The organism is Metabacillus sp. KH_069 (genome assembly GCF_057838075.1).
Map to the genome: position 1 here is coordinate 590,281 of NZ_CM174460.1, position 24,252 is coordinate 614,532.

The window sequence follows — 24,252 nt, forward strand, 5'->3', positions numbered from 1 at the left end:
ATTGCAGACTAACAGACATTTCTGTAAGCGTGCAAATTAAGGTACATTTTAACCGGCAATTTTGCTAACAGAAGTAATCTGGAGAATGAAAAAATCGCTTAACAGTAGCGTTAAGCGATTTTTATTTATGATCGAGTCCATCTTTAACTTAAGCACCTGTTTGTTTAAGATGGAGTTCACATCATCAAATATATCCGACCTATTTGACTCTAAGAACTATCTTTCCCTTTGTACGTCCAGTTTCAATGTGCTGGTGTGCCTTTACAATTTGTTCTAAAGGGTAACATTTTTCAATAACAGGTCGTAACTTTTCTTCCTCCACAAGACCCCTTAGGAAATCCAAATCCCTAGCATTCGGTTTCGTAAAATGAATTTTTGCTTTCTTGCGACCTATTAATGAGCCTATCATCAATTGAAAAGGATGGTACTTAGGGAAAAATAGGTGCACCGTAATATAAAGACCGTTCTCGGTTAAAGAGTGTAAACAACTGAAAAAGGTTCGTTTACCAACTGCATCCAGAATAATATCGTATTTATTTCCATTATCCGTGAAATCTTTCCTGGTATAATCAATAACATACTGTGCCCCAAGTTTCTTGACCCAATCTAAATTTGAGGTACTACAAACAGCAGTTACCTCAGCTCCAAAGTAATTTGCAAGTTGAACAGCAAAATGCCCTACTCCGCCAGAAGCTCCATATATTAACACTCTTTGACCTTGCTTTACCTGTGCTACATCTCGTAATGCTTGTAACGCAGTTTGAGCAGCACACGGTATAGCAGCCGCTTCCTCAAAAGTTATGTTTTTCGGCATATGACTTAGGAAATTCTCACGTGGAGCGACATATTCAGAATGAGATCCAAAGCAACTCCCAAAAACATTATCACCCACCTTAAATTTGCGTACATTTTCACCTACAGCCTCAATAGTCCCTGCAACATCTATGCCTAGTATGGGACTCTTAGGTTTTGTTAGTCCATTATCCATTCTTGTTGGTAAATAACCTTTTCTGTACAAGTAGTCTAATGTATTGACTGAGGCATTGTGTACAAGAATCAACACCCTATCTTGTTCTTTGATAGTTGGTTTTTCGACGTCCTTAATACCTATAACTTCAGGGGAACCATAGGTATTATAAACCGCTGCTCTCACCTACATTACCTCCAAGAATTTTGTATTTTATATTTAATTGAAACTTTCCCCTTCTATTTTATGTATCATTTAAAACATTCTGACTTTTTAATTTTTAAAATTATTCTAATTCTTCTTCTTCAGCTAATCCTTCTTAGTAATAATGGTTTATAAATGTCCTAAAAAACAAAAAGACCAAATCGCCTGTATAGCAATTTGGTCCACAAAACTAATAACATTTTTATATACACCAAACGTTACTTTTTACAATCCAAATTAACGGTTTGTGATAGGTATCCGAACCCGTTATGGTTTACAGCCGGTTTTTTCATTGAAACACACCTTATTGAAAATCTAATATTTTAAATTATCAAAAAACAATGTCAGAAAACCTTACACAAGAAGTTAAGTTTACTTTTTGCTGTGATATAGTTTAAGAAACTTTCTAAGAGGAGGAACGCCAAGTGAAGAAAAAGCTAATTCTTATCGGTAATGGAATGGCGGGCGTCAGAACCATTGAGGAGGTATTGAACGTATCAGGAGAAGAATTTGAGATTACGATTTTCGGAAGTGAACCGCATCCGAATTATAATAGGATTTTGCTGTCAAAGGTCTTGCAGGGAGATACAGAAGTTAAGGATATTACATTAAATGACTGGAATTGGTACAAAGAAAATAACATTCAATTACATACAGGAGAAACGGTGACAAAGATTGATGCGGAGATGAAGGCTGTTTTTTCTGATTCAGGAAGAGTAGAGTTTTATGATGAATTGATTTTAGCTACTGGATCCCTTCCTTTTATTCTTCCAATTCCCGGTGCAGATAAAAAGGGTGTTACGGCTTTTCGGGATATTAGGGATACAGATGAAATGCTTGAAGCCTCAAAGAAATACAAAAAAGCTGCTGTAATCGGAGGGGGATTGCTGGGGCTTGAGGCGGCAAGGGGGCTTTTAAACTTAGGTATGGATGTCTCTGTGATTCATCTCTCGCCAAATTTGATGGAGCGTCAATTGGATCCAATAGCTGGAAATCTCTTGCAAAAGGAACTGGAAAATCAGGGAATGAACTTTCTTTTAGAAAAGCAAACTGAAGCGATAATGGGGGATGATCGGGCGGAAGGATTGAAGTTTAAAGACGGTACGGAAATTGAAGCTGACTTAGTCGTTATGGCAGTGGGGATCAGGCCGAATACAGAGCTTGCAAAGGAAAGCGGACTTTCAGTAAATCGCGGAATTCTTGTCGATGATTATCTGCAGACCAATCTTCCTCACATCTATGCTGTTGGAGAATGCGCAGAACATGATGGTATTGCATACGGGTTAGTTGCACCTCTTTATGAGCAAGCAAAAGTACTGGCTAAACAAATTTGCGGGAATAAAACAAATCCTTATAAAGGATCTATTGTATCCACTCAATTAAAAGTTTCAGGTGTAAACGTATTTTCTGCAGGCGATTTTACAGAAGGAGAAGACAAAAAAGCAATCAAGGTTTTTGATGATCAGGATGGAATTTATAAAAAAATCGTATTGCGGGGAAATCAAATTGTCGGCGCCGTTTTATTTGGAGACACAAGTGATGGCAGCCGCCTGCTCTCAATGATCCAAAAGCAAGCAGATGTTTCAGAGATATCCAAAGTATCCATTCTACAGCCTGCAGGGGAAATGGCTGGATCAAGCCTTGTAGAAAACATGAGTGCTGAAGAGATGATCTGCGGATGTAATGGTGTATCAAAAGGAGCCATTGTTCAGGCTATTCAAAAGCAAGGATGCTCATCAGTTGATGAAATAAAAGCTTGTACCAGCGCTTCCCGTTCTTGCGGAGGCTGCAAGCCGCTTGTTGCAGAGCTATTGCAATACACGCTTGGAGAAGATTTTGATGCAGGCTCTCAAAAAGAAGCGATCTGCGGCTGTACCGAACTGTCAAGAGATGAAATCGTCGATGAAATTAGAGCCAAAGGATTGTCTCATACAAAAGAAGTCATGAACGTTCTTGGCTGGAGTTCTGAGGAAGGCTGTTCAAAATGCCGTCCGGCTCTTAATTATTATTTAGGAATGGTAAAGCCGACAGAATATGAAGATGAGAGAGAATCACGTTTTGTAAATGAGCGCATGCATGCGAACATTCAAAGGGACGGAACATACTCGGTTGTACCCCGTATGTACGGCGGTGTAACAAATGCCAAAGATTTGAGGCGAATTGCTGATGTAGTGGATAAGTATGAAATTCCGCTGGTGAAGGTAACTGGAGGACAGCGCCTGGATTTGTTTGGAGTGAAAAAAGAAGATTTGCCCGATGTGTGGAAAGAGCTTGATATGCCTTCTGGTTATGCTTACGGCAAATCTCTTCGGACAGTGAAAACGTGTGTTGGGGAGCAGTTCTGCCGGTTCGGCACACAGGATTCCATGTCACTTGGAATTGCCCTTGAAAAAAAATTCGAAGGACTGCAAACTCCCCATAAAGTAAAAATGGCCGTTTCTGCCTGCCCAAGAAGCTGTGCAGAATCGGGATTCAAAGATATTGGGTTTATTGGCATTGAAGGCGGATGGGAACTTTATGTCGGCGGAAATGGCGGTACCCATGTACGCGGAGGAGACTTATTGATCAAAGTGAAATCGGATGAAGAAGTGATGGAAATCACAGGGGCTTACTTGCAATATTACCGCGAAACGGCAAATTATTTAGAGCGTACTTCTGCATGGATAGAGCGCGTTGGATTGACTCATGTTCAATCTGTATTGGAAGATAAAGAAAAATGCAAACAGCTTAATGACCGAATGAATGAAGCTCTATCTGTTTATAAAGACCCTTGGAAAGAAATTGTAAATAATAATAAAACAAAGAAAGAATTGTTTGAGAATGTCGTCATGTCTTAAAACAGCGGTCTGAAAAGATTAGGGGGAAATCATTCATGGTAAACAATAGTTTAACAAAAGTGCTCGTTTGTGCTGCTGATGAACTTCCAGAACGTTTAGGAAAAACGGTTCGTGTTGAGGGCAATGAGGTTGCGGTATTCAGATTATCAGACGGAAGAGTCCGCGCAGTCGAAAACCGATGTCCTCATAAAGGAGGAGTGCTGACAGAAGGAATTGTCAGCGGCGAATATGTTTATTGTCCAATGCATGACTGGAAGATCTGTTTAGATGATGGCAACGTCCAGGAGCCAGATGCAGGCTGTGTTAAAACGTATCAAACGATAATAGATGACAATGATATTTACCTTCTTTTATAGAATGGGATCCGGTTATTGCAGTCCTGAATCAGTTAGGGAATGAGCAGATTGGGAGGAAAAGGATGAAAAAGGGAAAAGTCTATATCGTTGGAGCTGGACCAGGTGACCCGGAATTAATTACTCTCAAAGCTGTGAAATGTCTTGCAGCAGCGGATGTCATTCTATACGATCGTTTAGTCAATCCAATCTTGCTGAAACATGGAAAGGAAGAAGCCGAGTTCATATACTGCGGTAAAATCCCCGGGAACCACTGTGTCTCACAGGAGGTTATTCAGGAATTACTCATTGAAAAATCTCTTCAAGGTAAAACTGTTGTGCGATTAAAAGGCGGGGACCCATTCATCTTTGGGCGGGGCGGAGAAGAGGCAGAAGTTCTTGCCCGACACGGCATTATATTTGAAATTGTTCCTGGAATAACAGCGGGAATAGCGGCTCCTGCGTATGCTGGCATTCCTGTTACCCACAGGGAGTTTGGGGGTTCCATAGCATTTGTCACAGGTCACTGTAAAACAGGTAAACCGGATAACATCCGATGGGATTATTTAGCGAAAGGTGTTGATACTATATCCATTTACATGGGAATAAAAAATCTTCCTTATATATGCAGAAAGCTTCAATCCTGCGGTAAAAATCCTCAAACGCCAATCGCTGTCATTGAACAAGGAACGACAATGAATCAGCGGATTGTAACAGGTACTCTCGTAACAATAGTGGAATCTGTTAGAAGTGAAGAAATCACAAACCCGGCCATGATTGTAATAGGAGAAGTTGTTAAATTGTCGGAGCGTTTAGCTTGGTTTTCACAAAGAAAAAGAGAGAAGGTATTTATTTAAAAGCTCTTTTTGTATGAATAGTTGTTATTGGTTTAAATCCGATTATCAGATAAGAAAAGTAAAAGTAAAAGCAAACACTTTTGGTGAAGATCAAAAAACGCTTAGGTATTTTCCTAAGCGTTTTTGAATTGATTTTTTGCTACCGTGTATCAACCATTAAGAACATCTTTTAAATAGTCTCTCAGTTTGTTGTTTTTAGGAAAAACGTTTAAACCTTGAGTGGATTGCAGCGGAAGGCACTTGATTACTGCGGGAAATAGAGGCCCCCAGACGAACCGCGGAATGCAAGTGCCTGCAGCGAAAATCCAAGGGTGAAAACTTAAGGGGGAAGATTAGTTCCCATTCCTTGATTGATCCTAAATTTTAACCGACTTCTTACCGATAACCCAAGTCTTTCTCCACGAAAACTGTGCTGATAGTAAGATCGTCAGTGCAGCAATTCCAACAACAGAAAAGACTGCAAATCCAGCATCATATGTTCCGGTAATTTGTTTTAAGGTACCAAGGATGTTAGGTACGAAAAATCCTCCTACACCGCCAGCTGCCCCTACAATTCCGGTAATAAAACCAATTTCCTCGGGAAATCGCTGTGGAACTAACTGAAAGACGGCTCCGTTCCCCATACCAAGGAACAGCATGCCGAGAAACAGCAGAATCGTGACGGCAGTAAAAGATGATAAAACGCTGACTCCAAACATGCTGATTGCTACTCCCACAAATAGGAACAATAGAAGTTTAACCCCGCCAATTTTATCTGCAATAAATCCTCCTACGGGACGAAAGAAGCTGCCTGCGATCACACATAATGTAACAAAATCACCTGCTCTAACCCTGGTTAATCCGAACTCATCCACAAAATAGATGCTTAAAAAGCTGGTAAAACCTATAAAACCTCCGAAGGTCACACTATAAAGCAGGCAGAAATACCAAGTATCCTTCATTTTAAATACATTAAAATATTCTTTGACAGGTTTAGGGGCCGGCTGTGATGGAGCGTCCTTTGCAATGGACAGATAAATGACGAAGACAATCGATAAAGGGATTAAGGCTAATCCCATTACATTATGCCAGCCAATTGATTCTGCAAGACGCGGTCCAAATAATGTTGCGAAAAGTGTACCGCTATTGCCCGCTCCTGCTATCCCCATGGCAAGGCCCTGCAAGTGCGGCGGGTACCAGCGGCTGGCCATAGGAAGAGCAGCAGCAAAGCTTGCACCTGCAACTCCAAGCAAGATACCAATCATATAAAGTTCTGCTAAATTTTCTCCTGATAACCATCCCCATAAAAGGGGAATCATTGTAACGAGCATGCCCCCAATTGCTGTTTTCCGAGGGCCAATCCGATCTGTCAGAATGCCTAAAATGAGCCGGAAAAATGATCCTCCTAAAATAGGAATGGCAACAATTAATCCTTTTTCAGCTGGTGACAGCCCGAAATCCTTTGTAATATATACGCCTAATGCGCCTAATAAAACCCAAATCATAAAACTGACATCAAAATAAAGAAAGGATGCAAACAAGGAAGGGGCATGACCGCTTTTTCTCAAGTTATGTAATTTCATTATCATCTCTCCCGTTTTAAATTTTTAAAATATTCACTTAGTCTACTATTAATTAATTGAAATTTCTTTATTTATGTGAGGAAACATGACATGGTTTTAGGCGGAGAGGTGATAAATAAAAAAAGAGCTGCCTTCGGGCAGCTCTTTGATTAATATCGTGATGTCAATCATTGGTGTATATTTAAAATTTGTAAAAAGCAAAGAAAATATGCGCAGCAATCATTAAATATTTATCCACAATAAAAATCCAAAAAACATAAAGGCTCCACAGGTTTATACACAGTATCCACAGTTTAAAGGAAGGTTGTCCACAACATTATTAAAAAATCTGACAATTTTTATCTAACTGTATTAATAAGTGTCTGATTTAGCTTATCCACAAAATGCACATTCCTGTGGATAATTATATCCACAGGTCATTAATAGAAAAATATTAAGAGAGTGCATTTATGCACTCCCTTTTCTGAATCATATCTAAATCGCTTATTTCCCTTGACGCTCATCAGCAGCTTTTGCTCTTGCCTGAGCCGTTTTATCTGCTTGATCTGCGAGTTCAGCCGAATATTCTTCATAAACTCCGTCAGATTCTTTTTTAAGGTTTTTTGGAACCTGTGCTAAATTATTTTTGCTTTTGCTTCTAGAATGCTGGCTATTTGCTCTGCCCATTTTTTGGCCCCCTGAAGTTAGCTTGAACATCATGTGTTCATTATTAGTTTTATCTGAACCGGGGGAAGGTATGCTGGCAGTTAATGACTTGATTTGCTGTTTATGTATCCGCCAGCACGGTCAGCCATTTTAAATGCTCTTGAATAGGTAACTTCCTGTGCACCGCTTAAAGAATTGCGGGTTTTTTCGCGTTTTCTTTTATCTGCCATTTCGTTCACCCTTTCTTTATGTCATGAGAAACTACACTGTTCTGCACTTTGATGGCAAGCTTCTGCGATAAACGAGCGCTTACACTTTTCTTAGTAGAAAAGAAAGTATAAAATTTTGCGCTTCGCTGTCTAGCTCCACCGCCCAACTCCTCGGCCAGAACAAAATCCCCCAAAAAGTCAAAACCGGACTTTTCGGGTGATTTCTTATCTGTCTGTCGGAGCTAAACGGGCACTTGCGCTTTTCTTGGTGTCAGCACTATTTTTGTCATCTTTAAGGAATCTCATACAAAAAAACCTGCTCGATTTTCTCCTGAGCAGGTTTAGTTTCATTAGGCTTCTTTAAGATGCTGTTCTTCCATTTCTGAGGCGGTGCGCATCGTATAAAAAGTATATAGGTCTTTTGAAATTTCGTATAAGTTGTAAATATCCTCGCCCTGATTGATTTCGTCAAGAAGAGGCTTTCTTGTTTCGTTTGCATTTACAACGTAAGGCAGCTTTTCAGCGGCTTTTGTTGAGCGTACGTTTTTCTTTCGGATCCGGAGAAAAATACGTTCAATGTCAAGCTCAAAAAAGAGCTCGTTGAAAAAAGCATCTTTTGCAGCCTGGTTATAGCCTTTTCCGTGGAATGGCTTCCCAAGCCATGTTCCAAGAAACCCGGCATTGTCCTGAATATCAAATAAACTGATGGTTCCGATTGGAGAGCCCCATTCATCGAGAATGGTACGTGAAATCAATTCCCCGCGCTCTTCTGCTTCAATCGTTTGTTTTGTTAAAAATAGATATTCATCAATTGATGCTGCTTTGTGGCGCACAAAAGGGAAGACATCAGGGTGAACCATTTGATCATATAGCGGCTGACTGTCTTGAATATCACGTTTTTTTAGCATCTGCTATCCCTCCAACCAGAGGGCAGACTTACAGACTTGTCGTGTTAAAGTCCCACCCTCGAAATTTTTTAAATTAGATAAAAAAATTTCGGGGTGGGAATCGAACCCACTAGGACCAGTTTACTGGTGGCGCACCATTTGCCTTCCCACGCATTTGCATCATTCGGTTTTTAGTAATAACTTCAGGAATATTTAGACTCGTTTTTCGATGTCCAGCTCGCAGCGCCCAACTCCTCGGCCAGAACAAAATCCCCCAAAAAGTCAAACCTGGACTTTTCGGGTGATTTCTTATTTGACTGCCGGAGCTGAACGGGCGCTTCCGCTTTTCTAGCTTATTACTCTTTCCTCTCGTATCATACTCGATTTTTTTTCAAAATGAAACAATTTTTTTTGTTAATTTTTTATGAATTTGAGCACATTTTTTTATGCCATAATTTGCACCTGTTTCAGGCAGGAAAATTCAGGTTTTTTGAAAGACGATTTTCCCGTCAATCATTGTCAGGCCGGGCTTTGCGAGGTAGTGAAATGGGTGATGATTCCATAGGACTATGTCAGCATCTTTTCCTATTTCAAGACTCCCGGCCCGGTCGTCAATTAATAAGTTTTTTGCAGCGGTAATCGTTATAGCTTCCATGGCCAATTTTTCATCAAAACCTTCTCTTACGGCGATGGATGCCACAACATTTAAATACTGAATTGGCGTGTATGGATGGTCTGTTGTAATGGAAACTTCAACGCCGCGGTCTGCCAATGCCTGATACGTAAGCCAGCTTTTATTTTTAAGCTCAATTTTGGATCTTCTTGTAAGCGTTGGACCTACGCTCACCTTAATATTTTTTCCGATGAATTCATCGGCAATCAGATGTCCTTCTGTACAATGTTCAATTCTGAAATCAAGATTAAATTCTTCGGCGAACCGTATTGCTGAGAGGATATCATCTGCCCGGTGAGCATGAATGCGGACAGGTATTTCCCGATTCAGCACTTTGCGGATGGGAATCGATCTGAAATCATCCGCATCTTTGCCGAACTTTGCGTTATAAAAAGCTTCTCTGAGCATCCCCATGATGCCCATTCTCGTAATGGAGTCTTTATTGCCGTGACTGTGAATGCGTTTTGGATTTTCGCCAAGTGCGATTTTTAAAGCTGCCGTTTCAACAACGATCATGTCCTTAATATTCACGCCATGAGTTTTAATGACAGATGTTGTGCCTCCAATCACATTTGCACTTCCGGGCATGATATGAACGGTAGTTATCCCGTATTGAACGGCATCCTTAAAGCCCTGATCAAGTGGATGAACTCCGTCAAGAGCACGAATATGAGGAGAGAGCACTTCTATGGTTTCATTGGCATCATTCCCTGCCCAGCCTGTTCCTTCATCGTAAAGACCGAGATGTGTATGAACATCAATAAATCCGGGGAACAAAAATTGCTCTTTGCAGTCAATGACTTGCGTTCCTTCAGGGCAAGGCAGATGTTTGCCGATTGCCTTTATTTTGCCTCCTGAAACTAGGAGGTCGGATTGATAAAGTGTTTTTGATGTAATGGGATATATGGTTGCATTCTTAAATAAAAAGCTGTCCATGATAAACTCCTATTCTGAGTGTCCTTATGTGGATTTTAATATGTCAGATAGAGCTTCTTCAAGCACTGGATGTGAAAATTGAAAATGATTTTCAAGTGCGACTTTTGGGATCACGCGCTGTCCTTCAAGAACTAGAATGCTTTTTTCCCCGAGTGCCAGTTTTAAAGCGAAGCTTGGAGCAGGAACCCAATGAGGGCGGTGCAGCACTTTGGCAACCGTTTTTCCGAAATCCTTCATTTGAACAGGGTTTGGAGATGCTGCATTCACAGGACCTTCAATCGTTTTTTTATGAAGCAAAAAGTGAATAAGTTTCACTACATCATTTATATGAATCCATGACAGCCATTGTGTGCCGGAGCCAACCGTTCCTCCTGCAAATAATTTATAAGGCAGTACAATAGAAGGAAGTGCGCCTTTTTCTCCTAAAATAATGCCAAAGCGGGTAAATACCGTCCGCACCCCAAGCTTGGAAATTTTTGCTGCTTCCTTCTCCCATTTGATGACGGTTTCAGAAAGGAAGTCTGATGCATTTGGACGGGAATCCTCTGTAAATGTTTCTTCTTCAGAAGTTCCGTAAATTCCGACCGCGCTGGCGTTTATCAGCACCTCAGGCTTTTTTTTCAGAGTGTCAATGATTCTGTAGACTTCACGAGTTGTTTTGACGCGGCTTTCCACAATCTGTTTTTTTGATTCTTCAGTCCAGCGGTCATTGATTGATTTTCCTGCAAGGTTAATGAAAGCATTTATTCCTTCCAATTCCCGTTCGGGAGCTGCGCCTTCAGTCATCCATTCAACGTACTTAAGCCCAGGTTTCGTGCTTTCTTTTTTCGTTCTGCTTAAAATCAGCACTTCGTTACTGTTTTCTAAAAGGTAGGCCGTGAGCTTTTTTCCTACAAAACCGGTTCCTCCAGCAATCGCAATTTTCATCGTATCACTCCTTGTTATTCTCTATCCTTATAATTTAACAATCAAACCCTGATAATCCTTTTTTAAATGTTCTGAAGGCGAATTATGATAAGATGAGGATGAGGTGTAAATATGCCAACTATATCGAAAATAACCGCTCAAAAAAGCAGTGAAGAGCGTTTTAATGTATTTTTAAATGACGGAAGCGGCGAGAAATTCGCATTCAGCGTCGATCAAAATGTTCTCTTGAAATTCGGCCTTAAAAAGGGCCTTGAACTGGATGAGATGGAAATCCTTGAAATTCAATATGGGGATTCGGTAAAAAAAGCTTTTAATAAAGCAATCGAATATTTAGGGTTCAGAATGCGTTCAGAAAAAGAAGTAGCGGACATGCTGCTGAAAAAAGAGTACCCGGAAGCTGTTGTCTCTGAAGTGATGCACCAGCTTCGCCACTATAAATATGTAAACGATGAAGAGTTTGCAGACGCTTATATCCGCACGCACTGGAAAACCGGCGGAAAGGGACCTGGAGTGATGAAGCAGGAACTTTCATTAAAAGGCATCAGCAAGGACACGGCTGAAAAAGCCCTTCAGCAGTATTCAAAAGAAGATCAAGTGGAACAAGCGATGGTTCATGCTGAAAAAGTGGTCCGGAAAGAAACGAAGATCTCCACAGTGCAGATTAAGCAAAAAGTGGAACAGACCCTGATGAGAAAAGGCTTCAGTTATGATGTTATCTCTATTGTAAAAGAAGAGTTAATGTATGAAAATAATGATGATGAAGAGTGGAATTCTCTTGTGATTCAGGCAGAAAAACTGAAAAGGAAGTATGCCAAAGGAGCTCAGGCGCAATATAAAATGAAAATGAAGCAGGCTTTATACAGAAAGGGTTTCTCGATTGAAATCATCGATCGCTATTTAAACGAAGAAGAGCAGGATTGATATCCTACTCTACAATGATTTCTGCTCTGCCGTCATCAAGGCGATAAATTTTTTCTGCGATATCTTCCGGAGATTTCAGACGGGATTTATCTTTAATGTGATCATTGTTGTCCCAAAAAGGTGTATCCATGCCGCCCATGTAAGCTCCGGCAATGGTAATGCCAGTTCCGTCCAGCTCTTTTACAAGACTATCTGTAAAACCCCTGACGGCGAATTTAGATGCGACATACACACTTTCGTTCACCTTGCCGCGCAGTCCGGCGGTTGAGATGATGTTTAAGATTTTGCCTTTCCCTTTTTTCTGAAACTCTTTAATAAAAGCCTGAGATAAAAAAATGGTGCCTTTTACATTTGTGTCGAGCATTTCACTGATCTCATCACCTGATAATGAAGTGACAGGGCCAAAGTGGCCTACACCAGCATTATTGATAAGGGCAGCTGTATCATGCTTTGTGAACAATGATGTGCATAATGATTCAACTTCATTTTGATTTTGGACATTCACGGTATATGTAGACACTTCAAGCTCCCGCGTTTGCTGCAGGATGTCTTTTGTTTGCTGAAGCCGTTCATGATTTCTCCCGATTAAAATAATTTCATTAAAATCTTTGCTGTACTGAAGAGCGAGTGCTCGCCCCAGCCCTGAACCGGCTCCTGTAACAACGATAGCTGACATTGGCTCACTCCTTCTGAATCATACTAATATTCTATACTTAATTGACTGAAATGCGAAAGGATGATCATTTTGCAGACAAAACGCTACAGCACCCTGTCTGAATATGAATTAAAAACCGAAATTGCCCTGCTGCGCGAGAAAGCCCGTAAAGCGGAACAGTTAGGAATGATAAATGAATTCGCTGTATTAGACCGTAAAATTACAATGGCACAAGCCTATTTGCTGAATCCGGACAGCTTTTTGCCGGGAGAGATCTATGAAATAGAAGGGGCGCCAGGAACATTTTTTAAAATCTCCTACATGAATGGAGTATTTGCCTGGGGATATCGTCTGCAAACTCCAGATGAAGAAGAAGGTCTTCCTATTTCAATGCTCGGACAAAAAAAGAATGAAAACGAACCACACTGAACCTGGATCATTCAGTATGATTCGTTATACCTTGAAAAGCTAAGATCTTTTTCTTGTTTGAGCTTCTAATATAATCAAGTCTTGGGTTTGCTGTGTCTGTCCATTAACCTGAGCATGTGCATGCTTAGGATTGGCCCAAGGCTGCTGAAACGGATTTGCACTTCTGTTGTTGTAGAACTTTTTATGGTTTGAACCCACTATAAGCACCTCCGCAAAATTTGTGCAAAATCAAGAACCAATATCATTGCGTTCGCCTGAAGCTCTCATTCTTTCCTGCGGGTTCGTGTTGATTGTCCCATTTGCCCGTTTTGAGGCGAAATCGTCTTTTGCTCTAGGTTCACCCTCGAACTTGTTGCTGGATTGAATCGGAAAGTCTTTTGCTTTATTCCGCATGCGTATGACCTCCAATGGGTTTAAAATAGCTTCAATTACTGAAGCGTATTTATAGTATGTGATGCTGAAGCTAAAACTATAAGCAGTGAATCAATGCCTCGAGGTGATGAAAAATGGAAACTTATTATGAACGTTTAACCAAATTGCTGATGGAAAAAAATCCGTCCCTAAGCTATGAAAAAGCCCGGACCTGGATCGAACTTCTTTGGGAGGATTTTGAAGCAACCTACGCCAAGGCCGGCGAAAAATACCGCGGCAAAAATGTCACAGAGAAAATTGTGACGCAGTGGATCACCAACTACGGTGAGCATTTGCATGAGTTTTTAGCAACAAATCCTAAATATAAGCATTTGCTGAATGATGAAGATCATTTGCTGCATTAAAAAACTTGGCTGCAATGTAGCCAAGTTTTTTATCGTGAACTTCATTCTGTACTTAGGAATCCACCACTTCAAGGAGCGTTAGCGAGTAAGTGGAGGGTAGTTCAATCAGGCAATAAATCCAATTTCTTTCTGAGCTTTTCCTCACTGAATATCCAGCCTGTATACGAGCTTACGATGTTTAAATCCTGATCGAGCTGAACGATGGCAACAAAGGGATAATGGCCTTTGCTCCGGTAGCGCAAGTCAATGAATTTCACCTCGTAATGGTCTGTATATTCGTCAACCTCCCACCTGTAAACGGGTGAAAAAGACAGAAATGCGGAGATGTTTTCATCCTGTTCCGCAGCCTGAATGATGTCCGTTTGAGGCACGGGAACACGGTCATATTCATCAAGGATTGTCAATTCATCATTATGTGATCGTCCAACATAATAATGGTTTTTTGAAATAATCGCGATGCGCCATCTTCTGAATCTCATCGTCGGAGAAATAATGATTTTTTCAACATCGCCATATTTTTTATGGATCTTATGGACAATCCTTCTTTTCATGATAAAGCGAAGAATGTAATACCCGAACGCAACAATAAATACTGTTAAAAATGTGTAGCCGGCCGGTGCTCCAAATATCCATACGACAATGCCTGCTGTATAAATAAAGAACAAAAAGGGATCAAAGGTATTGATCATGCCAAGGGCGATCCACTTTTGTGAAAATGGACGCAGTGCCTGGGTTCCGTATGCATTGAAAATATCAACAAACACATGAAGAACGACAGCGACTGAGGTCCATATAGCTAAATGCAGCAAATCAGCTCCCGGAAAGATCCAGTACAATAATGCAGTAATCAGCACGGACCAAAGAATTACAGCGGGTATCGAGTGAGTGATGCCCCGGTGATTGCGAATATATTTAGCGTTGTTTCTGAACTTTAATATGGTATCAAGATCTGGCGCCTGAGACCCTGCGATGGCTCCGATCATAACGGCCTGTGCAGTCACAGGATCTGCGCCCACTGCCGGATCAAGTGTTGCAAGCCCGCCGAGAGCAATCCCCATCACAACATGTGTGCCTGTATCCACTCATTAAAACCTCCTGTCACAATCATATGATGAAATAAGGTTTTCCCATCCCTTTATTTTATGGGATACATTACTGATTTTTATGGTTTTTGTGAGAAGGCATGCCTGCCCTTTTTTATTTGCGGCGAATGCTGTATGATTTTTTAGTTGTACTAAGAAAGCGTAAAATTTTTATACTTGTTAAAACTCAAAGGAAAGCCTACCATTTATTTTCCCAAATTTCCTATAAAAATAACATGCGGAGGATATTTAAATATGCTCGACTCAATTGATAAAAATCTACATTCATTGAATATAGAAGATTTTAGAAAAGATTTAATCTCCTGGTATTTGCTTGAGAAAAGAGACCTGCCCTGGAGACTTAATCAGGATCCTTATAAAATATGGGTTTCTGAAATTATGCTTCAACAGACAAGAGTAGATACAGTCATTCCGTATTTTCTTGCCTTCACAGAGAAATTCCCGACGCTTGAAGCCTTGGCTGAGGCCGACGAAGAAGATGTTCTGAAAGCGTGGGAGGGGCTTGGCTATTATTCGAGAGTCCGCAACCTGCATTCGGCTGTAAAAGAGGTTGTGAGCAGCTACGGCGGAATCGTTCCTGATACACCAGAGGAGATCAGTAAACTAAAAGGGGTGGGTCCTTATACAAAAGGAGCCATTTTGAGCATTGCCTATAACGTGCCGGAGCCTGCGGTGGATGGAAACGTGATGAGAGTCATGTCACGCATTCTATCTATATGGGAGGATATCGCAAAGCCGAAAACACGCAAAATTTTTGAAAACATTCTATATGAGGTTATTTCAAAGGAACAGCCATCAGAATTTAATCAGGCATTAATGGAGCTTGGAGCAATCATCTGCACACCTGCATCCCCGTCCTGTCTGATGTGTCCTGTGAGAGAGCATTGCCACGCGTTCCATGAAGGAGTGCAAAGGGAGCTCCCTGTCAAAAGCAAAAAGAAAAAGCCTAAGCAAATTACTATGGCAGCTGCAGTCCTGAAAGATGAAGAAGGCCATTACTACATTCATAAGCGCAATTCATCTGGTCTGCTAGCTAATTTATGGGAATTCCCAAACTGTGAAACAAACATAGACATCGTCTCACAAAAAGAGCAGCTTGTTTCTTTTCTTCGTGAAGAATATGAGACAGAAGTTGAGCTAGAGCCGCTGACAGGCACCATTCAGCATGTCTTTTCACATTTAGTCTGGAACATTTCCGTCTACGCTGGTCAGCTAAAGCCCGGCAGCAGCTATAAACATCTTGTAAAAGTGACAGAAACTGAAATGCAGAGATACGCATTTCCTGTTTCACATCAGAAGATTTATCAGATGTCGCTGCAAACGAATGAACAGTAGAAACAGCTCATAGTGAGAAAGGAAGCAATCTCAGAAAAATGAGCCCGAAACTTTCAAAGAAGCCTAAAATACACAAAACCGGCCTGATTCCGGCCGATTTTTAGAGATGAGAAGAGATGAAATTTTGCGCTGTCTAGCTCCGCCTCCTAGCCCCTCGGCCAGAACAAAATCCCCCAAAAAGTCAAAACCGGACTTTTCGGGTGATTTCTTATCTGTCTGTCGGGTCTGAACAGTCGGCTCCGCTTTTCTTGGTGTCTAGCTCCATCGCCCAACTCCTCGGCCAGAACGGCTCCGTCTGTAAAGGCAAAAAGCGCCTTTTCAGCCGGATCCTTGTCTGTCTGTCGGAGCTAAACGGGCGATTCCGCTTTTCTTATTAATCATAGCTTATTTTAGTCCCATGTGTGTAATCAGCTTCATTGCGATTTAAACCGCCGCGTTCTTCAATTTCCTGAATGATCTCTCGGTGTATTGTTTGTCCTTCGGCGTTTAAGTATGGCATCATTTGCTGAAGTCCATGATGGAAGTAAGCTAATTCACTATCCTTCCACTCGTGGATGGACATCATGGATAATTCAGTCATATCACGGCCTACATACATAAGCAATCCTCCTCTACTACTCGCTTGTCCTATTGTTTGATACAATAAAGGCAACTATACGATTAACAGCCAATAAGGAGATGTAAAAATGAACCAGAACAAAACAGCTCTAATTACAGGAAGCAGCCGGGGAATAGGGAAAGCAATCGCTCTCCGTCTTGCTAAACAGGGGTACAATATCGTCATCAATTATGCCAGAAGCAAAGGTGCGGCACTTCAAACAGCGGAAGAAATTGAAGCGCTTGGCGTAAAGGCCCTTGTAGTAAAAGCAAACGTAGGAAAACCTGAAAAGATAAAAGACATGTTTGCCGAGATAGATGAAACCTTCGGCCGTTTAGATATATTTGTAAACAATGCTGCATCAGGGGTATTAAGACCACTAATGGAACTTGAAGAAAGCCACTGGGACTGGACAATGGATATCAACAGCAAGGCCCTTTTATTCTGCGCTCAGGAAGCTGCGAAGAGAATGGAGAAAAATGGCGGCGGAACGATTGTCAGCATCAGCTCATTAGGTTCAATCCGCGTTCTTGAAAATTACACAACAGTTGGAGTATCGAAGGCTGCACTTGAATCTTTGACACGTTACTTGGCAGTCGAGCTTGCATCCAAAAACATTGTTGTCAATGCTGTTTCAGGAGGAGCTGTTGATACAGAAGCACTGAAGCATTTTCCAAACCGGGAAGAACTGCTTGCGGATGCGAAAAGAATGACACCTGCAGGGCGCATGGTGGATATGGAAGATATGGTTGATGCAGTTGAATTTCTCGTTTCAGACCAGGCATCCATGATTAGAGGACAGACCATCATCGTCGATGGCGGACGTTCACTTCTGATGTAAAATCAGCGGTCTGTCATAGGGTTGAACAAAATCAAAAAAATTTTAAAAACCTTTGGATATTAATTTCACCTCCGGGACATGATAAATTTCGTGGAGGTGATAAACATGGCAAACAATCAACAACAACCAAACAAAACTCAATCTGGCACTAGCGTACAACACGTGAAACAACAAAACGCTCAAGCTGCGCAAGGTCAACAACAATTCGGAGCTGAGTTCGCTAGCGAAACTGATGCTCAACACGTAAAGAAATACAACCAGCAAGCTGAAGCTAAAAAGAACCAAAACTCATAATCAAACCGTTTAAAAAACGAAAAGAGACACTTCTCCCTTGTGTGGAGAGGTGTCTTTTTTTATATGTGGTAAAAGCGCAGGTGGTACAGTGTTCTAATGTGTTTAAGAGCACTTTCCAGAAGGGGAAGAGGGGATGAAGTGTTCTAATCGTGAGTTTGGAACACTTCTCGAAAGAGCGAGTCAGTCTAAAGTGATCTAATCGTGAGTTTGGAGCACTTCCCAAAAGAGCGAGTCAGTCTAAAGTGATCTAATCGTGAGTTTGGAACACTTCACGAAAGAGCGAGTCAGGCTAAAGTGTACTAATCGTGAGTTTGGAGCACTTTACGAAAGAGCGAGTCAGGCTAAAGTGATCTAATCGTGAGTTTGGAACACTTCACGAAAGAGCGAGTCAGACTAAAGTGATCTAATCGTGAGTTTGGAACACTTTACGAAAGAGCATGACAGGCTAAAGTGTACTAATCGTGAGTATGGAACACTTCACGAATGAGCGGATCAGACTTAAGTGTACTAATCGTGAGTATGGAACACTTTACGAAAGAGCGAGTCAGTCTAAAGTGATCTAATCGAGAGTATGGAACACTTCACGAAAGAGCGTGACAGGCTAAAGTGATCTAATCGTGAGTATGGAGCACTTCACGAATGAGCGGATCAGACTAAAGTGATCTAATCGTGAGTATGGAACACTTCACGAATGATCAGATCAGACTTATGTGTTCTAATCATGAGTTTGGAACACTTCACGAATGGGCGGATCAGGCTAAAGTGTTCTAATCTGGAGTTTGGAGCACTTCCCAAAAGAGCGAGTCAGGCTAAAGTGATCTAATCGTGATTTAAGCAACCGAGCAAATCCGAAAACATTTAAACCCACAAAAAAACACCGCATCACCCCTAAAGGCAACACGGCATCCAGTGCACAAAATCTCCTATTTCACAGTAGCAAGCTCATTCTTCTTGATCAGATCAGCTGTAAGCTGGCCTGACAATGTAACCATTGGAACTCCGCCCCCTGGGTGAGTCGATCCTCCAACAAAATACAATCCTTCATAAATATCGCTCTTTGCAGGAATTTTAAATCCGCTGTTTTTCTTTTTATCAGAAGCGACCCCGTAGATTGAACCGCCATTTGGTCCATATAGCTCCTCAAGGTCCTCTGGAGTGAAGCGGTATTCAAATTCAATTGATTTTCGCAGGTCTTTCATGCCCATGCGTTCAAGTTTGTTTAAGACGAGTTCCCGGTACTCTTCCCAATCAAAGCTTGTTTTAGCTCCTTCCTTTAAAGGAGGGACGTGGGTAAGGACGAACAGGTTGTCTTTTCCTTCCGGAGCCTGGCTTGCGTCAGATCTTGAAGAAATACCGATATAAATCGTCGGGTCATCAGCCGGCACCCCCTGATCGAATATTTGCTGAAATTCTTTTTCCGGATCCTCAGAGAAAAAGAAATTATGATGCTTCAAATCATCAAATTTGCGGTCTGTCCCAAGCAGCAGCACTAAGCCGGAAACACTTGGAAAAAAGGTTTTGCCCAATTTTTTAATTTCTTTTTTAACTTCTCCTGTTGAAGGAGCAAGATGGCGGTATGCGGGGATTGCCTCTAAGTTGGAAATAACAACATCTGCATGATAAACATCCCCATTCTCCGTCATGACGCCTTTAACTGTTTTTCCATCCAGCTCCAGGCAAGCTACAGGGGTATTGGTTTTGACTTCAATTCTAAGCTCATCCATTACCTTCAGCATCCCTTCAGCAATTCCGTACATGCCGCCTTTTACATAGTGAATGCCAAGACCGAGCTGCACATAAATCAGCTGATTAAGGATGGCCGGTGCGGAATAAGGATTAGATCCGACATACATCACGAAGAAATTGAACAGCTGCTGCAGATACTTGCTGTCCAGGTGCTTTTCAGTTCCGTCTGCAACGGTGCTGAGGGGATCCATTGCCATTAAATCCTTCAGAGTGTGGTGTTTCTTTAAATCCTTTAAATCTTCAAGGCTGAATTTATAAAAACTTTTCAAACAAAGATCATACATTTTTTCACTGTAGGAAAGAAGGCCGCTCAGGTTGCCATGTGGCTCCTTAGATACCTTTGCCATTTCTGCTATCATTGTCGGAAGGTCGCTTGAAACATCAATTTTTGTGCCGTCTTCAAAAAACGTGCGCCATTGAGGCTCTACCCGTTCAACTGTTATGTAGTCTTCCAAGTGCCTGTTTACACTTCTGAAAAGCTGCTCGAGCACCCAGGGCATCGTTAAAATAGAAGGGCCTGTATCGAAAGTGAATCCTTTGCCGGAGCGGCGATTTAGTTTTCCTCCAACATTGCTGTTTTTCTCAAGTACAGTCACATCATATCCATCTGCAGACAGTCGAATTGCAGCAGACATTCCTCCAAGCCCTGCTCCGATTACGATAGCTTTCTTTTTTTGATTGATCATTCCAGCACCTCCTGTTAATGGTTAATAAATAGGGGGAAAGAGCCTATATCTTTTTTTTGCCCAGCTCCGGTATTCCTCTCCATATGCTTTAATGAGCATTCTTTCTTCAATTCGGATCCTTTGAATTAAGCTGAATGCTCCGGCAGATCCGCCAACAATTGCAAGGACAATATTGCCGAGAGAAAGACAAATCCCGATAATGATCAGCAAAAGCCCGGTATAAAGCGGATGTCTAAGCCGCCTGTATGGACCAGAGCTTACAAGCTCGTCGCTGACGCGAACGGATACATGCCGTGTAAATTGCTGACGCAGGTGGCCAATCCCCCAGTACCTTAATAAAACCCCAAGCGAATAAAGCATTAGTCCAATTAATTGAATAAAGGTATTTTCCCAGTAAAATATTCCCCATTCTTTCATTAAGACCGCACTTAAAATCGTTGAAGCGAAAACAAATAAGATAAAGGAGTAAGAGCGCTTCTCTTTTGTTTCTTCTTCTGTGAATCCCCTGTTGCGGTAAAGGATGAATTCAGCGATCCAAATGACAGTGATGATTAAAAATAAAAGGGAATTCAAGATGAACGTGCACCGCCTTAGTGTTATTGGGAAAATTCAGACTGTTTAACGTTTCCCTCATTTTAATCGATACAAACCAAAATCAGGAATTTCAATGTGCTGTAAGGCCAGATTTACACATCCGACAAAACCTCTTATTCCTCAACATATAAAGTCAAAGGAAATTCATTAGCAGAGAAGAAATAATACGTGTACAAATCACCAGGACGGAAGAGAGAGGTGTCATTAGATTGAAAGAATTTGATCAATTAGTCGGCAATCAGCTCCAGACGATGGAGAAGCTGCTGAGCCTGCAGTCCGAAATTGAGAGATGCCAGGAGTTAAAAGAGCAGCTGAACAATCTTCCTGATGAAATACAATGCAAGGAGATTGAGTCTGAGATTCATTTTATGAAGGATGAGCTGCATATGATTCAGAAGGTGTTTGAAAAGCAGACAGAAGACGTTATCCGTTCATATCAAGCTGCGGAGCCGATACATAAATAAATAGGTTTTCTTAAGAGTCTGCCAACCTCAGGGCGGCTCTTTTATTTTCTTTTTTTTCCTGCAAACGGTATAATAGTAAAAACAAATAATTGAAGACCTTTGCCCTTTCAGCAAAGCGGCGATACGGAAAGTAGGGGAGTAAAATGGGATTTCCCAAGGAAGGAGATAACATACAAATTCATAGTTACAAACATGATGGGCATATTCACAGAATTTGGGATGAAACAACCGTATTAAAGGCTAGTCAGCATTGTATTATCGGCGGAAATGACCGTACAGTTGTGACAGAATCTGATGGCCGCACATGGATTACCCGTGAACCTGCGATTTGTTACTTTCATACAAAGTACTGGTTTAACGTAATAGGGATGATCCGGGAAGACGGCATATATTATTATTGCAACATAAGCTCGCCATTCGCTTGGGACGATGAAGCGCTGAAATACATAGATTATGACCTTGATGTTAAAATTTTTCCTGATATGACCTATATCATCTTAGATGAAGATGAATACGAATATCACCGTAAAAAAATGAATTATCCTGATGTCATCGATTTGATTTTGAAGAGCAACCTTGAAAAACTGCTGCGCTGGATCAGACAGCAAAAAGGACCGTTCTCGGCGGAATTTATCGATGAGTGGTATGAACGTTATTTAACACATGTAAAATGATTTGTTGTCAGTTCACACTTCCTGAAGTACAGCACATAGATAGCAGATTCGGGGATGTTTAACCTGAAAGCCTGTTTGATAAACAGGCTTATTCTTTTTGCCGGGATTTTTTTTAGTTTTTCAGGTGAAGCAGCGGGACGTATGAGATGTTCTGCTCCGCGCAAAATAGAAAAAGCTGTTTGCATTACTTGTTGCTTAGCGTAAAGATATTCCTCACGCGTCAAGTTCTCAGTCGTGCTCTTTTCCTTAAATTTGAAGATACAGAGCCATTTGAAGAGAGCGGTTTAACTAAAACAAAAATGTTTACGAAAAGAGCATAGAAAAAGAAAGGGGGAGACAAGGCCCTTGAGTTCTGTAAAGCGCTACATGAAATTCGTCAAACCTTATAAATTGCAAATTGCAGGAACGATCCTTATCGGAATTATCAAATTCTCTATTCCTTTATTAACACCGCTGCTGCTTAAGTATGTAGTCGATGACATATTAGGCGGAAAAATGTCAGCAGATGAAAAAACGGCAAAGCTGCTGACAATCATGGGAATCATGTTTGCCATCTTCCTAATCGTCAGACCGCCAATTGAATATTACCGTCAATATTTTGCACAATGGACAGGGAGCAAGATCCTCTATGATATAAGGGACAGCCTGTTTACCCATCTGCAAAAGCTCAGTCTCCGCTACTACGCAAACACAAGAGCGGGAGAAATTATCTCCAGGATCATTAACGATGTTGAACAAACGAAAAACTTTGTCATCACCGGTCTGATGAACGTATGGCTGGATATTTTTACAATCGTGATTGCAGTGATTATCATGTTTACTATGGATATCAAGCTTACGCTTGTTTCCATTATTCTGTTTCCTCTTTACGGCTTTTCGGTTAAATACTTTTACGGGAAGCTGAGACATTTGACCAGAGTCCGCTCTCAAGCCTTGGCACAGGTTCAGGGACATCTTCATGAGCGGGTACAGGGGATGCCTGTCATCCGCAGTTTTGCCATTGAAGATCATGAGCAGGCAGAATTTGATAAAGAAAACCATAACTTTTTAACGAAAGCGCTCGACCATACAAGCTGGAATGCGAAGACGTTTGCCGTTGTGAATACTATTACGGATGTTGCCCCGCTGCTTGTTATTTCATTTGCGGCTTATCAGGTTATTCATGGGAACATGACAGTTGGGACAATGGTAGCATTTATTGCTTATATTGATCAGCTGTATAATCCGCTAAGACGTCTTGTTACTTCATCAACCACCCTTACTCAGGCCCTTGCATCTATGGACCGTGTATTTGAACTGATTGATGAAAAGTATGATATTACAGACAAACCAAATGCGATTGAAGCCAAAGCGGTAAATGGCACAATTGAATTTGAAGAAGTGTCGTTCAAATATGAGGAGAAAGAACCGATGATCCTTGATCATGTCTCGTTAAAAGTGAACAGAGGGGAAACGGTTGCCTTGGTTGGAATGAGCGGAGGCGGAAAATCGACCTTCATCAGCTTAATTCCGCGTTTTTACGATGTTTCGGAAGGACGCATTCTTCTTGATGGAACAGATATTAGAGACTATCGTGCGCAAAGCCTGAGAGATCAAATTGGCATGGTGCTGCAGGATACATTTTTATTCAGCCAGTCCGTCAAAGAAAATATTCTGATCGGCAAGCCTGGAGCGTCGGATGAAGAAGTGTTTGAAGCGGCAAGAGCAGCAAATGCGCATGACTTCATTTTAGGTTTTCCAGAAGGCTATGATACGAAAGTCGGTGAACGCGGCGTTAAACTTTCCGGCGGTCAAAAACAAAGACTTGCGATTGCAAGAGTATTCTTAAAGAATCCGCCTATTCTTGTACTCGATGAAGCGACATCTGCCCTTGATCTGGAAAGTGAGCATCTCATACAGGAAGCGCTTGAGAAGCTTGCTGAAGACAGGACTACGTTTATCGTAGCTCATCGTCTATCAACGATTACCCATGCTGATAAAATTGTTGTCGTAGAAAACGGGAAAATTGCAGAACAGGGAACTCATGCGGAACTAATGGAGAAACAAGGCCATTATTATTCTCTCTTCCAAATTCAGCAATTAGATTAGACCATGTTTTTC

26 protein-coding genes are annotated in these 24,252 nt (G+C 41.3%); 12 read left to right on the forward strand and 14 right to left on the reverse strand.

All coding sequences use genetic code 11. From position 1 onward, the window contains the following. Window positions 1-199: 199 nt before the first annotated feature. Window positions 200-1,153, reverse strand: coding sequence for an NAD(P)-dependent alcohol dehydrogenase (locus AC3ISE_RS03080; RefSeq protein WP_489223009.1), 954 nt, complete (start codon window positions 1,151-1,153; stop codon window positions 200-202). Window positions 1,154-1,596: 443 nt separating this feature from the next. Between AC3ISE_RS03080 and nirB the strand changes: the two genes are divergently transcribed. The 3 genes from nirB (at window position 1,597) to cobA (ending at window position 5,197) form a co-directional block, all read left to right on the forward strand. Beyond that, window positions 1,597-4,008: a nitrite reductase large subunit NirB gene (gene nirB, locus AC3ISE_RS03085; RefSeq protein ID WP_489223010.1), complete on the forward strand. Its 2,412-nt coding sequence runs from the start codon at window positions 1,597-1,599 to the stop codon at window positions 4,006-4,008. A 35-nt stretch (window positions 4,009-4,043) separates the two neighbouring features. Then, window positions 4,044-4,364, forward strand: coding sequence for a nitrite reductase small subunit NirD (nirD, locus tag AC3ISE_RS03090; RefSeq protein WP_070879712.1), 321 nt, complete (start codon window positions 4,044-4,046; stop codon window positions 4,362-4,364). Between the two features lie 62 nt (window positions 4,365-4,426). Beyond that, entirely contained in the window at window positions 4,427-5,197 is a 771-nt protein-coding gene (gene cobA, locus AC3ISE_RS03095; RefSeq protein WP_489223011.1) for a uroporphyrinogen-III C-methyltransferase, read from the forward strand. A gap of 356 nt (window positions 5,198-5,553) precedes the next feature. On the opposite strand, the gene AC3ISE_RS03100 is transcribed toward cobA, so the two are convergent. The 6 genes from AC3ISE_RS03100 to AC3ISE_RS03125 form a co-directional block, all read right to left on the reverse strand. Continuing rightward, on the reverse strand, window positions 5,554-6,759 hold the full coding sequence (locus AC3ISE_RS03100; protein ID WP_489223012.1) for a NarK family nitrate/nitrite MFS transporter: 1,206 nt from the start codon (window positions 6,757-6,759) through the stop codon (window positions 5,554-5,556). A 483-nt stretch (window positions 6,760-7,242) separates the two neighbouring features. Then, window positions 7,243-7,425, reverse strand: a complete 183-nt coding sequence (locus AC3ISE_RS03105) for a YfhD family protein (protein ID WP_070879716.1) — start codon at window positions 7,423-7,425, stop codon at window positions 7,243-7,245. A gap of 80 nt (window positions 7,426-7,505) precedes the next feature. Beyond that, the gene (locus tag AC3ISE_RS03110) at window positions 7,506-7,634 is read right to left on the reverse strand and encodes a YfhE family protein (RefSeq protein WP_083328406.1); all 129 of its coding nucleotides are present in this window, start codon (window positions 7,632-7,634) and stop codon (window positions 7,506-7,508) included. A 329-nt stretch (window positions 7,635-7,963) separates the two neighbouring features. Next, on the reverse strand, window positions 7,964-8,521 hold the full coding sequence (locus tag AC3ISE_RS03115) for a GNAT family N-acetyltransferase (RefSeq protein WP_191556639.1): 558 nt from the start codon (window positions 8,519-8,521) through the stop codon (window positions 7,964-7,966). A gap of 460 nt (window positions 8,522-8,981) precedes the next feature. Beyond that, entirely contained in the window at window positions 8,982-10,109 is a 1,128-nt protein-coding gene (locus AC3ISE_RS03120; RefSeq protein WP_489223013.1) for an amidohydrolase, read from the reverse strand. A gap of 24 nt (window positions 10,110-10,133) precedes the next feature. Further along, complete coding sequence (locus tag AC3ISE_RS03125; RefSeq protein ID WP_489223014.1) at window positions 10,134-11,036, reverse strand: TIGR01777 family oxidoreductase; 903 nt, start codon at window positions 11,034-11,036, stop codon at window positions 10,134-10,136. 111 nt (window positions 11,037-11,147) lie between these two features. On the opposite strand from AC3ISE_RS03125, the gene recX reads away from it, so the two are divergent. Continuing rightward, window positions 11,148-11,957, forward strand: coding sequence for a recombination regulator RecX (recX, locus tag AC3ISE_RS03130; protein ID WP_489223015.1), 810 nt, complete (start codon window positions 11,148-11,150; stop codon window positions 11,955-11,957). A gap of 4 nt (window positions 11,958-11,961) precedes the next feature. Here recX and AC3ISE_RS03135 read toward each other — a convergent pair whose 3' ends face one another. Next, entirely contained in the window at window positions 11,962-12,633 is a 672-nt protein-coding gene (locus AC3ISE_RS03135; protein ID WP_489223016.1) for an SDR family NAD(P)-dependent oxidoreductase, read from the reverse strand. 69 nt (window positions 12,634-12,702) lie between these two features. Here AC3ISE_RS03135 and AC3ISE_RS03140 point away from each other — a divergent pair, with 69 nt between their 5' ends. Further along, window positions 12,703-13,041 carry a YfhH family protein gene (locus AC3ISE_RS03140; RefSeq protein WP_489223017.1) on the forward strand — a complete coding sequence of 113 codons (339 nt, stop codon included), beginning with the start codon at window positions 12,703-12,705 and terminating at the stop codon, window positions 13,039-13,041. A 39-nt stretch (window positions 13,042-13,080) separates the two neighbouring features. Here AC3ISE_RS03140 and AC3ISE_RS03145 read toward each other — a convergent pair whose 3' ends face one another. Beyond that, window positions 13,081-13,239, reverse strand: coding sequence for a YpzG family protein (locus tag AC3ISE_RS03145; protein WP_083328407.1), 159 nt, complete (start codon window positions 13,237-13,239; stop codon window positions 13,081-13,083). 30 nt (window positions 13,240-13,269) lie between these two features. Beyond that, window positions 13,270-13,434, reverse strand: a complete 165-nt coding sequence (locus AC3ISE_RS03150) for a small, acid-soluble spore protein K (protein ID WP_070879723.1) — start codon at window positions 13,432-13,434, stop codon at window positions 13,270-13,272. A gap of 113 nt (window positions 13,435-13,547) precedes the next feature. Here AC3ISE_RS03150 and AC3ISE_RS03155 point away from each other — a divergent pair, with 113 nt between their 5' ends. Next, window positions 13,548-13,817 carry a YfhJ family protein gene (locus AC3ISE_RS03155; RefSeq protein WP_070879724.1) on the forward strand — a complete coding sequence of 90 codons (270 nt, stop codon included), beginning with the start codon at window positions 13,548-13,550 and terminating at the stop codon, window positions 13,815-13,817. A 101-nt stretch (window positions 13,818-13,918) separates the two neighbouring features. On the opposite strand, the gene AC3ISE_RS03160 is transcribed toward AC3ISE_RS03155, so the two are convergent. After that, the gene (locus AC3ISE_RS03160) at window positions 13,919-14,899 is read right to left on the reverse strand and encodes a metal-dependent hydrolase (protein ID WP_489223018.1); all 981 of its coding nucleotides are present in this window, start codon (window positions 14,897-14,899) and stop codon (window positions 13,919-13,921) included. Between the two features lie 255 nt (window positions 14,900-15,154). Here AC3ISE_RS03160 and mutY point away from each other — a divergent pair, with 255 nt between their 5' ends. Further along, the gene (gene mutY / locus AC3ISE_RS03165; protein ID WP_489223019.1) at window positions 15,155-16,255 is read left to right on the forward strand and encodes an A/G-specific adenine glycosylase; all 1,101 of its coding nucleotides are present in this window, start codon (window positions 15,155-15,157) and stop codon (window positions 16,253-16,255) included. Window positions 16,256-16,628: 373 nt separating this feature from the next. On the opposite strand, the gene AC3ISE_RS03170 is transcribed toward mutY, so the two are convergent. Then, window positions 16,629-16,853, reverse strand: a complete 225-nt coding sequence (locus AC3ISE_RS03170; RefSeq protein WP_133313133.1) for a hypothetical protein — start codon at window positions 16,851-16,853, stop codon at window positions 16,629-16,631. An 88-nt stretch (window positions 16,854-16,941) separates the two neighbouring features. On the opposite strand from AC3ISE_RS03170, the gene fabL reads away from it, so the two are divergent. After that, complete coding sequence (gene fabL / locus AC3ISE_RS03175; protein WP_430006539.1) at window positions 16,942-17,694, forward strand: enoyl-[acyl-carrier-protein] reductase FabL; 753 nt, start codon at window positions 16,942-16,944, stop codon at window positions 17,692-17,694. Between the two features lie 105 nt (window positions 17,695-17,799). After that, on the forward strand, window positions 17,800-17,988 hold the full coding sequence (locus tag AC3ISE_RS03180; RefSeq protein WP_489223020.1) for a gamma-type small acid-soluble spore protein: 189 nt from the start codon (window positions 17,800-17,802) through the stop codon (window positions 17,986-17,988). A 923-nt stretch (window positions 17,989-18,911) separates the two neighbouring features. On the opposite strand, the gene AC3ISE_RS03185 is transcribed toward AC3ISE_RS03180, so the two are convergent. Together AC3ISE_RS03185 and AC3ISE_RS03190 are read right to left on the reverse strand one after the other, a co-directional pair. Then, on the reverse strand, window positions 18,912-20,420 hold the full coding sequence (locus AC3ISE_RS03185; protein ID WP_489223021.1) for a phytoene desaturase family protein: 1,509 nt from the start codon (window positions 20,418-20,420) through the stop codon (window positions 18,912-18,914). A gap of 21 nt (window positions 20,421-20,441) precedes the next feature. Next, entirely contained in the window at window positions 20,442-20,993 is a 552-nt protein-coding gene (locus AC3ISE_RS03190; protein ID WP_489223022.1) for a methyltransferase family protein, read from the reverse strand. Between the two features lie 230 nt (window positions 20,994-21,223). Between AC3ISE_RS03190 and AC3ISE_RS03195 the strand changes: the two genes are divergently transcribed. The 3 genes from AC3ISE_RS03195 to AC3ISE_RS03205 all read left to right on the forward strand — a co-directional run bounded on the left by AC3ISE_RS03195 (window position 21,224) and on the right by AC3ISE_RS03205 (window position 24,240). Beyond that, complete coding sequence (locus tag AC3ISE_RS03195; protein ID WP_489223023.1) at window positions 21,224-21,478, forward strand: YgaB family protein; 255 nt, start codon at window positions 21,224-21,226, stop codon at window positions 21,476-21,478. Between the two features lie 143 nt (window positions 21,479-21,621). Next, window positions 21,622-22,152, forward strand: a complete 531-nt coding sequence (ntdP, locus tag AC3ISE_RS03200; protein ID WP_133313127.1) for a nucleoside tri-diphosphate phosphatase — start codon at window positions 21,622-21,624, stop codon at window positions 22,150-22,152. A 366-nt stretch (window positions 22,153-22,518) separates the two neighbouring features. Then, window positions 22,519-24,240 (forward strand): ABC transporter ATP-binding protein, encoded by a 1,722-nt coding sequence (locus AC3ISE_RS03205; RefSeq protein WP_489224252.1) that lies wholly within the window; start codon window positions 22,519-22,521, stop codon window positions 24,238-24,240. The last annotated feature ends 12 nt before the right edge of the window (window positions 24,241-24,252 follow it).